This is a genomic window from Streptomyces sp. NBC_00287 (assembly GCF_036173105.1).
Lineage (GTDB): Bacteria > Actinomycetota > Actinomycetes > Streptomycetales > Streptomycetaceae > Streptomyces.
This window is the reverse complement of sequence record NZ_CP108053.1, coordinates 2,746,041-2,761,489: the sequence shown is the minus strand read 5'-3', so window position 1 is coordinate 2,761,489 and position 15,449 is coordinate 2,746,041. Positions and strand designations below refer to the sequence as shown.

Sequence of the window (15,449 nt, the reverse complement as noted above, 5' to 3'; positions counted from 1 at the left end):
TGAGAACCCGGCGGGCCACGCCCCCGGCGGACACAACTGACCCGTCCCTCACCGCCCGGAGCAGATATTCGAGCACTCGGGACCAAGGACAAGAAGGCCGCGGCGCCGGAGGGCCGCGGCTTTCCTGTGCGCCCGCTAGTCCCGCTGCCCGGCCTGCTCCGACAAGTGCTTGTGCAGGGGCTGCTCCGCCCTGACGCGGTACTCCTGGATCGACCAGCCGTTGCCGTCGGGGTCCTTGAAGTACATGAAGGTCGCGCCGTCGTCCGGTGTGTACTGGACCGGCTCCGACACCTCAAGGCCCCGCTCCAGCAGCTCCGCCCGGGCCGCCTTGATGTCCGCCACGCACAGTTGGAGCCCCTGGTAGGAGCCGGGCTCCGGCTTGGTCTCGCCCTTGGTCAGGTCCCACACCGCGTCACCGAGCGCGACCGAACAGCCGGAGCCGGGCGGCGTCAGCTGGACGATCCGCATCCCGGGCATGACCTCCTGGTCGATGTCGACGTGGAAGCCGACCTTGTCGCGGTAGAAGTCCCTGGCTCGGTCGATGTCGCTCACGGGCAGCGGGATCACTTCAAGGGTGAAGTCCATCGTTATTCCTCCCTGGAGAATCGCCAACGGGTCTGGCTGAACGGCTCACCCTTACCGAAGCCGAAAACGGTCCGCGGCGCCACCGAGAATACGAAAGCGTGCCCGGCTCCTTGGTGGAAGCAGCCGTTCCGGACGTCGAAGTGCCAGAAGCTGCCGTATTTCGCCTCCCAGGCGGCCGCCAGCTCGCGCAGCCTGCCGTCGTCCGTCACCCGCACCGCCTCGCCCTGGACGACGAGGTCGTAGCCCTTGTCCCAGGTGTTGGTGCCGGTGGTCAGGACCACGTGTGGGTTCTCGGCCAGGTTCCGCGCCTTGCGCTCCTCCGGGCCCGTGCAGAAGTGCAGCGCTCCCTCGGACCAGACCGCAGGCAGCGGCGTCACATGCGGCCGCCCGTCCGGCCGTACCGTCGAGATCCAGAACAGCTCCGCCGCCGACAGCAGCGCCACGGCCTCCGGCCAGGGCCTCGCCGTGGCCGTCTCGTCGCTGTAGCGGGCGTCGAGCCGAGTGTGCGGTTGGTTGGTCATACAGGGCAGACCCCGTCCGGCCCCCGAACTCATCGGCGCTTCCCACCACCACTGCGGTTAGGCTCGACCGCGTACGACCTTGATCGGACGGGAGACCGAGGATGACAGCGCCGGGGCGCAGAAGCAGTACTTTCACGCGGCTGCTGCGGCACGGCTTCACCGATCCGAGCGCCGCCGAACGGCTGCTGGAAGCCCCGGAACTGGCCCCCGTACGCGACGACCCGGTCCTGCTGGAGGCCCTCGGCGCCACCGCCGACCCGGATCTCGCCCTGCACGGTCTCGTACGGCTGCTGGAGGCGCAGTCCGGGCGTGAGCTGCTGGACACGGTGATAGCGGCCAAGCCGCTGCGCGACCGCCTCCTGGGCGTCCTCGGCGCCTCCGCCGCGCTCGCCGAGCACCTCGCCAAGCACTCCGACGACTGGCGGGCCCTGGTCACCTACGAGCCGAGGGACCTGCACCCCGGCGTCGCCGAGTTCGAGAGGGGCCTGGCCGAGGCCACCGACCCCGTCTCGCTGCGCATCGCGTACCGGCGCTGTCTGCTGTCCATCGCCGCCCGTGATGTGTGCGGCACCACCGATGTCGCCGAGTCCGCCGCCGAACTCGCCGACCTCGCCACCGCGACCCTGCGCGCCGCCCTCGCCATCGCCCGCACCGCAGCCCCCGACGATGCCGCCGTGTGCCGGCTCGCGGTGATCGCGATGGGCAAGTGCGGGGGCCATGAACTCAATTACGTCTCCGACGTCGACGTCATCTTCGTCGGCGAGGCCGCGGAGGGCGCCGACGAGGGCAAGGCCCTCAGAGCGGCAACCAAGCTCGCCTCGCACATGATGCGGATCTGCTCCGAGACCACCGTCGAGGGCTCGATCTGGCCCGTCGACGCCAATCTGCGGCCCGAAGGCCGCAACGGCCCGCTCGTGCGCACACTCTCCAGCCACCTCGCCTACTACCAACGCTGGGCCAAGACCTGGGAGTTCCAGGCGCTCCTCAAGGCCCGCCCGGTCGCCGGTGACATCGAGCTCGGCGAGGAGTACGTCGCCGCCCTCGAACCCCTCGTCTGGAAGGCCGCCGAGCGCGAGAACTTCGTCGCCGACGTGCAGAAGATGCGGCGCAGAGTGGTGGAGAACATCCCCCTCGCCGAACTCGACCGCCAGCTCAAGCTCGGCCCCGGTGGTTTGAGGGACGTCGAATTCGCCGTACAGCTCCTGCAGTTGGTGCACGGACGGGCCGACGCCTCCCTGCGCAGCGGCACCACCCTGGCCGCCCTGAAGGCCCTCGCCGCCGGCGGCTACGTCGGCCGCGCGGACGCCGCCCAACTGGACGCCGCCTACCGCTTCCTGCGCTCCATGGAGCACCGCATCCAGCTCTACCGGCTGCGCCGCACCCACCTCGTCCCCACGGACGACGCCGATCTGCGCCGCATCGGCCGCTCGCTCGGCCTGCGCAGCGACCCGGTCGCCGAGCTCAACCGCGAGTGGCGGCGGCACGCCTCCGTCGTACGACGCCTGCACGAGAAGCTCTTCTACCGGCCACTGCTCGACGCCGTCGCCCAACTCGCCTCCGGCGAAGCCCGGTTGAGCAGTGAGGCGGCTCGCGAACGGCTCGTCGCGCTCGGCTACGCCGATCCGGCCGCCGCCCTGCGCCACCTGGAGGCCCTCGCCTCCGGCGTCACCCGCAAGGCCGCCATCCAACGCACCCTGCTGCCCGTCCTGTTGGGCTGGTTCGCCGACTCCGCCGACCCGGACGCGGGCCTGCTCAACTTCCGCAAGGTCTCCGACGCCCTGGGTAAAACCCCGTGGTATCTACGGCTCCTCAGGGACGAGGGCGCCGCGGCCGAGAACCTCGCGCGCGTGCTGTCCGCCGGGCGGCTCGCCCCCGACCTGCTGATGCGCGCCCCCGAGGCGGTGGCCCTGCTCGGCGACGGCGACGGCGGCGGCCTCGAACCCCGCTCCCGCGCCCACCTGGAACAGGAGATCCTCGCCGCGGTCGGCCGCGCCGACGGCGGCGCCCAAGCGGTCACCGCGGCCCGTGGCGTACGCCGCCGCGAACTCTTCCGTACAGCCGCAGCCGACATCGTCGGCTCCTACGGCACCGAGGCCCAGCCCGCCGAGGCCGACCAGGGCGCACTGGTGGACCTGGTCGGCGGCGCCGTCTCGGACCTGACGGCGGCGACGCTGGCCGGCACCCTGCGCGCGGTCGTCCGCGAGGGCTGGGGCGACACCCTGCCCACCCGGTTCACGATCATCGGTATGGGCCGCTTCGGCGGCCACGAGCTGGGCTACGGCTCCGACGCGGACGTTTTGTTCGTCCATGAACCGCGCGACGGCGTCGACGAGCACGAGGCAGCGCAGGCCGCCAACCGCGTCGTCTCCGAAATGCGCCGCCTGCTCCAGATCTCCAGCGCCGACCCGCCCCTGCTGATCGACGCCGACCTGCGCCCCGAGGGCAAGTCGGGCCCGCTGGTGCGCACGCTGAAGTCCTACGAGGCCTACTACCGGCGCTGGTCCCTGGTCTGGGAGTCCCAGGCGCTGCTGCGGGCCGAGCCGGTCGCCGGGGACGAGGACCTGGCCCGCTGCTTCATCGAGCTGATCGACCCCCTGCGCTACCCCTCGGCAGGCCTCGCCGACGACGCGGTCCGCGAGATCCGCCGCCTGAAGGCCCGTATGGAATCCGAACGCCTCCCACGCGGCGCCGACCCCAAACTCCACACCAAGCTCGGCCCCGGCGGCCTCTCGGATGTCGAATGGACGGTCCAGCTCCTGCAGCTGCGCCACGGCGCCGCCCAGCCGGGCCTGCGCACCACACAGACCCGGGCCGCCCTGTCCGCGGCCGCCGCCGCCGACCTGATCCCGGCGCAGGACGCGGCAACCCTCGACGAGGCCTGGGTGCTCGCCACCAGGGTCCGCAACGCCGTGATGCTGGTCCGCGGCCGCGCCGGCGACACCTTCCCCTCCGACGCCCGCGAACTGGCCGCCGTAGGCCGCTACCTCGGCTACGGCCCCGGCCGCGTCGGTGACATGCTCGACGACTACCGCCGCACGGCACGACGGGCGCGGGGCGTGGTGGAGGAGCTGTTCTACGCCGGTTAGCCGCGCTTCGGCAGCAGCGAGCGGCGTTTGGTGTGGGCGGGCACCAGCTTCGGCAGCGAGTGCGGCAACGCCCCGTACCAGATCCATACCAGCGCGTAACCGAACGTCAGGCAGAGCATTCCGCCCACCGCGTCCAGCCAGAAGTGATTGGCGGTGGCGACGATCACCACCAGAGTGGCCACCGGGTAGAGCAGGCCCAGGATGCGGACCCAGGGGAGGGAGGCGAGCGCGAAGATCGTCAGACCGCACCACAGGGACCAGCCGATGTGCATCGACGGCATCGCGGCGTACTGGTTCGACATGTTCTTCAGGTCGCCCGAGGCCATCGAACCCCAGGTCTGATGGACCAGGACCGTGTCGATGAAGTTGCCGCCGGTCATCAACCGGGGCGGAGCGAGCGGATACAGGTAGTAACCGAGCAGGGCCACACCGGTGGTCGCGAAGAGCACCGTGCGGGTCGCCGCGTAGCGGCCCGGATGGCTGCGGTACAACCACACCAGCACACCCAGCGTGACCACGAAGTGCAGTGTCGCGTAGTAGTAGTTCATGCCCACGATGAGCCAAGTCACCGAGTTCACGGCCTGATTGAACGACTGCTCGACGGCGAGACCGAGCGTCTGCTCGGCCTTCCAGATCCAGTCGGCGTTGCGCAGCGCCTCGCCCCGCTGCTCCGGAACGGCGTTGCGGACCAGTGAGTACGTCCAGTAACTCACCGCGATCAGCAGGATCTCGAACCACAGCCGGGGCCGGCGCGGTGCGCGCAGCCGGTGCAGCAGACCCGGCTCGTCCGACGCCGTGACGGGGTGCGGAACGGCCGCCTGTGTGCGGTCTTCCAGCTCGGTCACGGTCGTGTCACCCATAGGCACAGAGTCTGCCAGAAGAGCCTTCCCCCACCGATCATCCCCTGGTCTGGTTCCGGTCGCACGTTCTACGACGGGCGGATACCCGCGCTCTCCTACGCGTGCACGGTACAGGGCCGTTCAGTCTCCGCCCTAGGGACGATTTCGGTCCCCAGGGGCCGAAGCGGTCGAACCGCGCACCACCAGTTCCGGCATGAACACGAACTCGCTGTGCGGTGCCGGAGTCCCGCCGATCTCCTCCAGCAACGTGCGTACCGCGGCCTGGCCCATCGCCGGGACCGGCTTGCGGACCGTCGTCAGCGGCGGGTCGGTGAAGGCGATCAGCGGGGAGTCGTCGAAACCGACCACCGAGATGTCCGTCGGCACCCGAAGACCGCGCTGCCGGGCCGCCCGTATCGCGCCCAGCGCCATCATGTCGCTGGCGCACACCACCGCCGTGCAGTTCCGGTCGATCAGCGCCGAGGCGGCCGCCTGGCCGCCCTCCAGGGTGTACAGCGAGTGCTGGACCAGCTCGGTCTCTATGACCTCCGCGGCAAGACCCAGCTGGTCCTGCATGGTGCGGACGAAGCCGTCGATCTTCCGCTGGACCGGGACGAACCGTTTCGGGCCGAGCGCCAGACCGATCCGGGTGTGACCGAGCGAGACCAGATGCGTGACCGCGAGCGCCATCGCCGCGCGGTCGTCGGGGGAGATGAACGGCGCCTGCACCTTGGGGGAGAAGCCGTCGACGAGGACGAAAGGAACACCCTGGGCGCGCAGTCGCTCGTAGCGCTGCATATCGGCCGTGGTGTCCGCGTGCAGTCCGGAGACGTAGATGATGCCCGCGACCCCGCGGTCGACCAGCATCTCGGTCAGCTCGTCCTCGGTGGAGCCGCCGGGGGTCTGCGTGGCGAGCACCGGGGTGTAGCCCTGCCTGGTCAGCGCCTGGCCGATGACCTGGGCCAGGGCCGGGAATATCGGGTTCTCCAGCTCCGGGGTGATCAGGCCCACCAGGCCTTCGCTGCGCTGCCGCAGACGCACCGGGCGCTCGTAGCCCAGGACGTCGAGGGCAGCCAGCACGGACTGGCGGGTGGTGGCGGCGACGCCCGGCTTCCCGTTGAGGACGCGGCTGACGGTCGCTTCGCTCACCCCCGCCTGCGCAGCGATATCAGCAAGCCGTGTGGTCACGCCACTGGACTGTACCGGCCGTATGTCGCCTTGCACACCAATCGGACGCCGGGTGCGGGCGTTTGACCGGCGCGCTGCGGGTTGCTGCGACATGGCGTCCCCTCATGAAACGGATGGCAAGAGCTTGCAGAGTCTTGCACAACACCGTCCGTGCCCGCTCAACCCCGCAGAACAACGGTCTCACGGCAGTAGCCGAGAGGTCACGCCCGGGTAACTTCGGTGATGCCTTGCACTTTTTTTCTGCAAGGTCTTTCGCGGCGCTTACATGGCTGTTACGTTTCCGACGCCCGGCGGCCGCAACGGCGCAGTCGGCAAGACAGCAGGGTCCGGCAGACGGGGCCGGCCTTGCACCACACGGGCTTTTCACCCTCAAGGAGAACTCATGCGGCGTGGCATAGCGGCCACCGCGCTGGTGGCGTCCCTCGCCCTCGCGGCGACGGCCTGCGGCGGAGACGGCGACAGCGGCGACAAGGCCGACGGTCCGGTCACCATCACCTGGTGGGACACCTCCAACGCCACCAATGAGGCGCCGACGTACCAGGCCTTGGTCAAGGAATTTGAGGCCGCCAACAAGAACATCAAGGTCAAGTACGTCAACGTCCCCTTCGACCAGGCGCAGAACAAGTTCGACACCGCCGCCGGTTCCAAGGGCGCTCCGGACGTGCTGCGCTCCGAGGTCGGCTGGACCCCCGCCTTCGCCAAGAAGGGCTTCTTCCTGCCGCTGGACGGCACCGACGCCCTCGCGGACGAGAGCAAGTTCCAGCCCAGCCTGATCGAGCAGGCCAAGTACGAGGGCAAGACCTACGGCGTCCCCTTCACCACGGACACCCTCGCCCTTGTCTACAACAAGGAGCTCTTCGAGAAGGCCGGCGTCGAGGCCCCCAAGACCTGGGACGACCTGAAGAAGGCCGCCGCCACGATCAAGAGCAAGACCGGCGTCGACGGTTACTGGGGCTCCACCCAGGCCTACTACGCCCAGTCCTTCCTCTACGGCGAGGGCACCGACACCGTCGACGCCGACGCCAAGAAGATCACCGTGAACTCCGCCGAGGCCAAGAAGGCCTACGGCACCTGGCTGGACCTCTTCGACGGCAAGGGCCTGCACAAGGCCGACACCACCGCCGACGCCTACGCCCACATCCAGGAGGCGTTCGTCAGCGGCAAGGTCGCCTCGATCGTCCAGGGCCCGTGGGAGATCACGAACTTCTACAAGGGCTCGGCCTTCAAGGACAAGGCCAACCTCGGCATCGCCACCGTCCCGGCCGGCTCCACCGGCGAGGCGGGCGCCCCGACCGGCGGACACAACCTGTCCGTCTACGCGGGCTCGGACGCGGCGCACCAGGAGGCCTCGCTGAAGTTCGTCAACTTCATGACCTCCACGCACGCCCAGGAGACCATCGCGCTGAAGAACTCCACGCTTCCCACGCGCGACGACGCCTACACCGCCGAGGTCAAGGCCGACCCGGGCATCGCCGGCTACCAGACCGTGCTCGCCGCCGCCCAGCCGCGCCCGGCGCTGCCCGAGTACAGCTCCCTGTGGGGCCCGGTGGACACCGAGCTGCTGGCCATCGCGGGCGGCAAGAAGTCCCTGGACAAGGGTCTGAGCAGCGCTGAGACCGCCATCGCCAAGCTGGTGCCGGACTTCAGTAAGTGATCGCCGTGGCCGCCGGGTCCCACCTATAGGGGGGAGGGACCCGGCGGCCACCGGCCTGCGCCCAGGCCCAACCCCTGATCTCCAGAAGGTGTCGAGAGAACCATGACAGTCGCCATCGACCGCGCCACCGGCAAGCGCCGCGGTGACCGCGCGCCGCGGCCCGGGCTGGGCCAGCGCCTGAAGCACTCCTACCAGAAGCACTGGTACGCCTACGCGATGATCACGCCCGTGATCGTCGTCCTCGGCGTCCTCGTGCTCTACCCCCTCGCCTACGGCTTCTATCTGACGCTCACGGACGCCAACAGCCTCAACACGGCCCGCACCATCGGCGCCAACGAGATCGAAGCCACCTACAAGTTCATCGGCCTCGACAACTACGCCGACATCCTGTGGGGCGAGACCTCCTACGAACGCTTCTGGTCCCACTTCATCTGGACGATCGTGTGGACGGGCGCCTGCGTCGGCCTGCACTACACCCTCGGCCTCGGCCTCGCCCTGCTGCTCAACCAGCAGCTGCGCGGCCGCACCCTGTACCGGCTGATCCTGATCCTGCCCTGGGCCGTGCCGACCTTCGTCACCGTCTTCGGCTGGCGCTTCATGCTCGCCGACGGCGGCGTGATCAACTCCTTCCTGGAGACGCTCCACCTGCCGACCCCGCTGTGGCTGGAGGACACCTTCTGGCAGCGGTTCGCCGCGATCATGGTCAACACCTGGTGCGGTGTGCCGTTCATGATGCTCTCGCTGCTCGGCGGACTGCAGTCCATCGACACCACCCTCTACGAGGCCGCCGAGATGGACGGCGCGAGCAAGTGGCAGCAGTTCCGCTACGTCACCCTGCCGGGCCTGCGCTCGGTCAGCTCCACCGTGATCCTGCTCGGCATCATCTGGACCTTCAACCAGTTCGCCATCATCTTCCTGCTGTTCGGCGACACCGCCCCCGACGCCCAGATCCTCGTCACATGGGCCTACTACCTCGGCTTCGGACAGCAGCCGCGCGACTTCGCACAGTCGGCCGCCTACGGCATGCTGCTGCTCGCCATCCTGATCGTCTTCACCTCCTTCTACCGCCGCTGGCTGAACCGCAATGACCAGCAGCTCGCGATCTGAGGCAGGAGTTCCCATGAGCACCACTACCGTTGAGACCTCCGCCGAGGTGAAGGAGATCCGCGTGGCCCCCACCCAGGGCAAGACGCGCCGCCGCAGCGAGCGCAGCCTCGCGGGCTCGCTCGTCACCCACGGCATCCTGATCGTCGCGAGCCTGATCGCCCTCTTCCCGATCGCCTGGCTGGTCTTCCTGTCCCTCGGCCCGGACAAGGACGACTATCTGCACCCCGGGGGCATCTGGGGGAAGATGACGCTGGACAACTACTCGTTCGTCCTGCAGGAGACCAACTTCTTCGACTGGCTGTGGAGTTCGCTGGTCGTCTCGCTCGGCACCACGGTCATCGGCGTCATCATCGCCGCCACCACCGGCTACGCGGTCTCCCGGATGCGCTTCCCGGGCTACAAGAAGTTCATGTGGGTCCTGCTGGTCACCCAGATGTTCCCGATCGCCGTCCTCATCGTGCCGATGTACCAGATCCTGTCCGAACTCCAGCTCATCGACAGCTACCTCGGTCTGATCCTGGTCTACTGCTCGACCGCGGTGCCGTACTGCGCCTGGCTGCTCAAGGGCTACTTCGACACCATTCCGTTCGAGATCGACGAGGCCGGACGCGTCGACGGACTGAGCCCCTTCGGCACGTTCGTACGGCTGATCCTGCCGCTCGCCAAGCCGGGTCTCGCGGTCGCCGGCTTCTACAGCTTCATCACCGCCTTCGGTGAGGTCGCCTTCGCGTCGACGTTCATGCTGTCCGACACGAAGTACACCTTCGCGGTCGCGCTGCAGACCTTCGTCAGCGAGCACGACGCGCAGCGCCAGCTCATGGCCGCGACCGCGGTGCTGATCGCGATACCGGTCTCCGCGTTCTTCTATCTCGTCCAGAAGAACCTGGTGACCGGGCTCACCGCGGGCGGCACGAAGGGCTGACGCCCGCTGGAGCCTCCAGACCCGAGGCGGCCGTGGTGTCCATCCGACCCCGCTGACACCGCGGCCGCCTCGATGAACCTCTGAAAACCCCATGACCCCGTTACGCATCAAGGACGCCATGAGCCAGCAGCACTCCGCCGACCCGGCACCGACCTCCGCCGTAGCCACCGTCGCTCATCGCCGCGACTGGTGGCGGGACGCGGTGATCTACCAGGTCTATCCGCGCAGCTTCGCCGACAGCAACGGCGACGGCATGGGCGACCTGGAAGGCGTACGCTCCCGACTCCCCTACCTGCGCGACCTCGGCGTGGACGCCGTGTGGCTGAGCCCCTTCTACGCCTCACCGCAGGCCGACGCCGGCTACGACGTCGCCGACTACCGGGCCGTCGACCCCATGTTCGGCAACCTCCTCGACGCCGACGCGCTCATCCGCGACGCCCACGAGCTGAACCTGCGCATCATCGTCGACCTCGTGCCCAACCACTCCTCCGACCAGCACGAGTGGTTCAAGCGGGCGCTGCGCGATGGCCCCGGCTCCCCGCTGCGGGACCGCTACCACTTCCGGCCCGGCAAGGGCAAGAACGGCGAACTCCCGCCCAACGACTGGGAGTCGATCTTCGGCGGCCCGGCCTGGACCCAGGTCGAGGACGGCGAGTGGTACCTCCACCTGTTCGCCCCGGAGCAGCCCGACTTCAACTGGGAACACCCGGCCGTGGGCGACGAGTTCCGCTCCATCCTGCGCTTCTGGCTGGACATGGGCGTGGACGGCTTCCGGATCGACGTGGCCCACGGCCTGGTCAAGGCCGACGGACTGCCCGACCTCGGCGCCCACGATCAGCTCAAGCTGCTGGGCAACGATGTCATGCCGTTCTTCGACCAGGACGGAGTGCACGCCATCTACCGCCAGTGGCGGACGATCCTCGACGAGTACGCCGGCGAGCGCATCTTCGTCGCCGAGGCCTGGACCCCGACCGTCGAGCGCACCGCCAACTATGTCCGCCCCGACGAGCTGCACCAGGCCTTCAACTTCCAGTACCTGGGCACCGACTGGGACGCGAAGGAACTCCGTACGGTCATCGACCGCACCCTGGAGGCGATGCGCCCGGTGGGCGCCCCGGCGACCTGGGTCCTGTCGAACCACGACGTGACCCGCCACGCCACCCGCTTCGCCAACCCGCCCGGCCTCGGCACCCAGATCCGCACGGCGGGCGACCGCGAACTGGGCCTGCGCAGGGCCCGAGCGGCCACGCTCCTCATGCTGGCCCTCCCCGGCTCGGCGTACGTCTACCAGGGCGAGGAACTCGGCCTCCCGGACGTCGTCGACCTCCCCGACGAGGTCCGCCAGGACCCCGCGTACTTCCGGGGCGAGGGCCAGGACGGCTTCCGCGACGGCTGCCGGGTCCCGATCCCGTGGACCCGCAAGGGTTCGTCGTACGGCTTCGGCACGGGTGGCAGCTGGCTGCCGCAGCCCTCGTCCTGGGCCGAGCTGAGCGTCGAGGCCCAGACGGGCGCACCGGACTCGACCCTTGAGCTGTACCGCACCGCCCTCGCGGCCCGCCGCGACCACCGGGACCTGGGCGCCGGCGACGCGGTGGAGTGGCTGAAGGCCCCCGAGGGCGTACTGGCCTTCCGCCGCGGCGAGTTCGTCTGCGTAGCCAACACGACCGACGAGTCGGTGACCACCCCGGCCTACGGCCGCCTCCTCCTCGCCAGCGGCGAGGTCGCCGAGGTGGAGGGCGAGGCAAAGGTCCCGTCCGACACGACGGTCTGGTGGACGACGGCCTGACCACCCCGACACACGAGCAGAGGGCCCGCTTCGGCGGGCCCTCTGTCGTGCCGGAACGGACCTACTTCCAGGTGTCCGCGGTGGAGTACCCCGAGGAACTGCCCGTCGAGTAGGACCGGTTGGTCCCCGACTCCCAGGTCACGGTCCCGGAGCTGGTCTTCTTGATGAATTTGTACTCGAAGGCCGTGCTCTTCGGCACGATCACCAGCTTGCTCCACGTCGGGTACGAAGCCGACGACAGCGGGATGGCGTCGTCCGTGTCCCAGGAGCCGAGGGAGGCGATGGAGCCGACGACATAGACGTTGGTGCCGAAGTCCGTCGTCGCGGTGACATTGAAGGTGACGTCGGTGGCGTTGGCGCTCGCCACGTTCCAGGAGTTGTTCAGCGCGATCGCCGAAGTCGTCGTGGATGCCGATCTGTTGGCGTTCGACTCCCAGGTGACGTTCCCGGAGCTGTCGCGCTTGATGTACTTGAACTCGAACGACGTGTTCACCGGCACACTCACCGCACCCGACCAGACCGGGTACCCCGTCGACGACAGCTTCACCGCCTTCGACGTGTCCCAGCTGCCCAGTGCCGCGATGGAGCCGACCACGTACACGTCCTGGCCGGGCGTCGTCGCCGCGTACTCGTTGAAGGTGGCCGTCACCGTCGAGGTGCCGTCGTCCGGCTCCTCGCAGGAGGTGTCGCACGGGGTGAACTCGCCGTCGTAGAACGCGATCGCGCTCTTCGCCGGGATCGTCAGCGTCGCGTTGCCGCCCGAGACCGTCACCGTCGTGGTGCCGTTGTCGATGACGTTCGCGTATGTGCCGTCGGCCATGCCCGTCGTGAAGGTGTACGTCGCCGCGGAGGAACCGTTGTTGATGGCGATGTAGCCGCCCGTGCCGCGGCCGAAGCCGATCACGCTCGACGACTTCGACGACCAGTTGGTCACCGACTCCGAGCCCACCGCGTTGTGCCACTTCACCATGCCGGTGATCGCGGTGTCCCGCTGGAGGCAGTACCAGCCGCTGGAACAGTTCGTGTCCGTCACGAAGCCGTTCGAGTTCGGCGGGGCCTGGTCCGAGGAGGAGAACTCGAAGCCCGAGTACACCGTCGGCGTCGACCACTTGTAGGCGAGCTGGAAGATGTTCGCCAGCTTGTAGGTGTCGCCGTCCTTGTAGCTCATGTGCAGGCCGTTGCGCTCGGTGTCGTGGTTCGTCACGAAGGACACCGAGTTGGCGGGGGTGAGGACGCCGGAGGAGGGCAGGGACTCCAGGTCAGACACATTGCCCTGGAACGACGACTTCACCTTGCTGGCGTAGCTGAAGTCCAGGACGTCACCCGCGGAGTAGTAGTCCGAAGCCGCCGGGGTCGAACCCGGGTACACCTCCTGGAAGATGTACGGCTCCGCACCCGCCGTCGTGTTGTCGAGCTTCGCCCAGATCGCGTTCAGGTCGGCCACCGGCATGTGCTTGGCCGCGTCGATCCGGAAGCCGTCCACACCCAGCGCGATCTGCTTGTTGAGGTAGGCCGCGATGCCCGAGCGGACGTCGTCGTCCTCCGTCTCCAGATCGGGCAGGCCCAGCAGCTCGCAGTTCTGGATCTCCGTGAGGTTCGACCAGTCGTCGATGATCAGGTCGGAGTCGCTGCACTCCGCCGAGGTGTGGAAGTCGTCCGGGTCCCAGTCGGGGGTGTCGTACTTGTTGCTGATCGTCGTGCCGTTGTAGCCGGTCCCGGTCTGCGCCGCGGTGTGGTTGATCACCGCGTCGGTGTATACCTTCACGCCCGCGTCATGGCAGGCGTTCACCATCGAGGCGAAGTCGGCCGCTGTCCCGAAGCGGCCGCTGAGCTCGTAGGAGTACGGCTGGTAGACGTCCCACCAGTAGTAGTTGGTCTGCTTGAGCGACTCGGCGGGCGGGGCGACCCAGACGGCGCCGTAGCCGTTGGGGCCGAGCACGTTGGTGCACTCGGCGGCTACCGAGTCCCAGTTGTAGGACCAGAGGTTGGCGATCACATCGCCGGAGGTCGTGGCGTCGGCCTGGGCGGGTGTCGCGGGCAGGGCTATCGCACCCGCGAGGGCGAGCGCCCCGGCCGCCGTGGCGGTCGCGGCGCGGCGCAGGACACCCGGGGGCCGGTGTCTGTCGGTCATATGCGGCTCCGGAGAACGAAGTAAGGGCTTCAACAAGTCGTGAGAGTGGGGCAGTTGAGAAGGTCACGTCAAGGCAGTGGTTGAAATCTCTTGCTGTGAGTTTCAAGCCCCTTGCTGTAAACGTTTCGTTAGCGGTACGTTCGCGCCGGCGCCGGGCAAAGACGCCCGGCCTCCCCCCGCAAGGAGTCACCCGTGATATCTAGATGGTCCGTCACGGCGACCGCGCTCGCCGCCACGGCGGCCGGCGTTCTGGCCGCCCCCGGCACCGCGTCCGCCTCCCCGCCCGGCACCAAGGACGTCACCGCGGTGCTGTTCGAGTGGAACTTCGCCTCGGTCGCCAAGGAGTGCACCAACACCCTCGGCCCCGCCGGTTACGGCTATGTCCAGGTCTCCCCGCCCGCCGAGCACATCCAGGGCGCGCAGTGGTGGACCTCGTACCAGCCGGTCAGCTACAAGATCGCCGGGCGGCTCGGTGACCGTACGGCCTTCCAGAACATGGTCAACACCTGCCACGCGGCCGGGGTGAAGGTCGTCGTCGACACCGTCATCAACCACATGTCCGCGGGCAGCGGCACCGGCACCGGCGGCTCGTCGTACACGAAGTACAACTACCCCGGCCTGTACTCCTCCTACGACTTCGACGACTGCACCGCGCAGATCACCAACTACGCGGACCGCGCGAACGTCCAGAACTGCGAACTCGTCGGTCTCGCCGACCTCGACACGGGGGAGTCGTACGTCCGCGGCGCCATCGCCGGGTACATGAACGACCTGCTCTCCCTCGGCGTCGACGGCTTCCGCGTCGACGCGGCCAAGCACATCCCGACCGCCGACCTCGCGAACATCAAGTCGCGGCTGAGCAACCCGAGCGCGTACTGGAAGCAGGAGGTCATCTACGGCAGCGGAGAGGCCGTCCAGCCCACCGAGTACACGGGCAACGGCGATGTCCAGGAGTTCCGCTACGCCTACGACCTCAAGCGCGTCTTCAACAACGAGAACCTCGCCTACCTGAAGAACTACGGCGAGGGCTGGGGCTACATGAGCAGCTCGGTCTCCGGCGTCTTCGTCGACAACCACGACACCGAGCGCAACGGCTCCACGCTCAACTACAAGGACGGCGCCAACTACACGCTGGCCAACGTCTTCATGCTCGCCTACCCCTACGGCGCCCCGGACATCAACTCGGGCTACGAGTTCACCGACCACGACGCCGGGCCGCCCAACGGCGGTACGGTCAACGCCTGTTGGCAGGACGGCTGGAAGTGCCAGCATGCCTGGCCGGAGATCCAGCGCATGGTCGCCTTCCGCAACGCCACCCGCGGTGAGGCCGTCTCCAACTGGTGGGACAACGGCGCCGACGCCATCGCCTTCGGACGCGGCAGCAAGGGCTACGTCGCCATCAACCACGAGTCGAGCAGCCTGACCCGCACCTACCAGACCTCCCTCGCGGCGGGCACGTACTGCAACGTGCAGAACAACACGACGGTGACCGTGAACTCCAGCGGCCAGTTCACCGCCACCCTGGGCGCCAACACCGCCCTGGCGATCTACGCAGGCAAGTCCAGCTGCTGAGCCAACCCTGAAAGTTCTTTCCAGGCGTTTCACGACCCTTGCTGTAAGCCTTTCGTCG

At 68.5% G+C, this 15,449-nt stretch carries 11 protein-coding genes; 6 read left to right on the top strand and 5 right to left on the bottom strand.

Going from position 1 to position 15,449, the window contains the following annotated elements:
- Positions 1–135: 135 nt before the first annotated feature.
- On the bottom strand, positions 136–585 hold the full coding sequence (locus OHT76_RS12565; RefSeq protein WP_328870878.1) for a VOC family protein: 450 nt from the start codon (positions 583–585) through the stop codon (positions 136–138).
- Between the two features lie 2 nt (positions 586–587).
- The gene (locus OHT76_RS12560; RefSeq protein WP_328870877.1) at positions 588–1,106 is read right to left on the bottom strand and encodes a pyridoxamine 5'-phosphate oxidase family protein; all 519 of its coding nucleotides are present in this window, start codon (positions 1,104–1,106) and stop codon (positions 588–590) included.
- Positions 1,107–1,207: 101 nt separating this feature from the next.
- Between OHT76_RS12560 and OHT76_RS12555 the strand changes: the two genes are divergently transcribed.
- Complete coding sequence (locus tag OHT76_RS12555; RefSeq protein ID WP_328870876.1) at positions 1,208–4,192, top strand: bifunctional [glutamine synthetase] adenylyltransferase/[glutamine synthetase]-adenylyl-L-tyrosine phosphorylase; 2,985 nt, start codon at positions 1,208–1,210, stop codon at positions 4,190–4,192.
- On the opposite strand, the gene OHT76_RS12550 is transcribed toward OHT76_RS12555, so the two are convergent.
- Positions 4,189–5,052, bottom strand: a complete 864-nt coding sequence (locus OHT76_RS12550; protein WP_328870875.1) for a phosphatase PAP2 family protein — start codon at positions 5,050–5,052, stop codon at positions 4,189–4,191. The two genes, OHT76_RS12555 and OHT76_RS12550, sit on opposite strands and share 4 nt — an antisense overlap.
- A gap of 132 nt (positions 5,053–5,184) precedes the next feature.
- The gene (locus OHT76_RS12545; RefSeq protein WP_328870874.1) at positions 5,185–6,219 is read right to left on the bottom strand and encodes a LacI family DNA-binding transcriptional regulator; all 1,035 of its coding nucleotides are present in this window, start codon (positions 6,217–6,219) and stop codon (positions 5,185–5,187) included.
- 382 nt (positions 6,220–6,601) lie between these two features.
- On the opposite strand from OHT76_RS12545, the gene OHT76_RS12540 reads away from it, so the two are divergent.
- From OHT76_RS12540 to OHT76_RS12525, 4 genes are all read left to right on the top strand, one after another.
- Complete coding sequence (locus OHT76_RS12540; RefSeq protein WP_328870873.1) at positions 6,602–7,873, top strand: extracellular solute-binding protein; 1,272 nt, start codon at positions 6,602–6,604, stop codon at positions 7,871–7,873.
- A gap of 102 nt (positions 7,874–7,975) precedes the next feature.
- Positions 7,976–8,980, top strand: coding sequence for a carbohydrate ABC transporter permease (locus OHT76_RS12535; protein ID WP_328870872.1), 1,005 nt, complete (start codon positions 7,976–7,978; stop codon positions 8,978–8,980).
- A gap of 13 nt (positions 8,981–8,993) precedes the next feature.
- Positions 8,994–9,902, top strand: a complete 909-nt coding sequence (locus tag OHT76_RS12530; protein ID WP_328870871.1) for a sugar ABC transporter permease — start codon at positions 8,994–8,996, stop codon at positions 9,900–9,902.
- Positions 9,903–10,020: 118 nt separating this feature from the next.
- A complete protein-coding gene (locus tag OHT76_RS12525; protein ID WP_328876514.1) occupies positions 10,021–11,688 on the top strand; it encodes a glycoside hydrolase family 13 protein in 1,668 nt (555 codons plus the stop codon).
- Positions 11,689–11,749: 61 nt separating this feature from the next.
- On the opposite strand, the gene OHT76_RS12520 is transcribed toward OHT76_RS12525, so the two are convergent.
- Complete coding sequence (locus tag OHT76_RS12520; RefSeq protein WP_328870870.1) at positions 11,750–13,819, bottom strand: carbohydrate-binding module family 20 domain-containing protein; 2,070 nt, start codon at positions 13,817–13,819, stop codon at positions 11,750–11,752.
- Between the two features lie 192 nt (positions 13,820–14,011).
- On the opposite strand from OHT76_RS12520, the gene OHT76_RS12515 reads away from it, so the two are divergent.
- Positions 14,012–15,391, top strand: a complete 1,380-nt coding sequence (locus tag OHT76_RS12515) for an alpha-amylase (RefSeq protein WP_328870869.1) — start codon at positions 14,012–14,014, stop codon at positions 15,389–15,391.
- Positions 15,392–15,449 lie beyond the last annotated feature (58 nt).

Coding starts and splice junctions, on each gene's coding strand:
- OHT76_RS12565 (WP_328870878.1), bottom strand. CDS start 585: ATGGACTTCACCCTTGAAGTGATCCCGCTGCCCGTGAGCGACATCGAC.
- OHT76_RS12560 (WP_328870877.1), bottom strand. CDS start 1,106: ATGACCAACCAACCGCACACTCGGCTCGACGCCCGCTACAGCGACGAG.
- OHT76_RS12555 (WP_328870876.1), top strand. CDS start 1,208: ATGACAGCGCCGGGGCGCAGAAGCAGTACTTTCACGCGGCTGCTGCGG.
- OHT76_RS12550 (WP_328870875.1), bottom strand. CDS start 5,052: ATGGGTGACACGACCGTGACCGAGCTGGAAGACCGCACACAGGCGGCC.
- OHT76_RS12540 (WP_328870873.1), top strand. CDS start 6,602: ATGCGGCGTGGCATAGCGGCCACCGCGCTGGTGGCGTCCCTCGCCCTC.
- OHT76_RS12535 (WP_328870872.1), top strand. CDS start 7,976: ATGACAGTCGCCATCGACCGCGCCACCGGCAAGCGCCGCGGTGACCGC.
- OHT76_RS12530 (WP_328870871.1), top strand. CDS start 8,994: ATGAGCACCACTACCGTTGAGACCTCCGCCGAGGTGAAGGAGATCCGC.
- OHT76_RS12525 (WP_328876514.1), top strand. CDS start 10,021: ATGAGCCAGCAGCACTCCGCCGACCCGGCACCGACCTCCGCCGTAGCC.
- OHT76_RS12520 (WP_328870870.1), bottom strand. CDS start 13,819: ATGACCGACAGACACCGGCCCCCGGGTGTCCTGCGCCGCGCCGCGACC.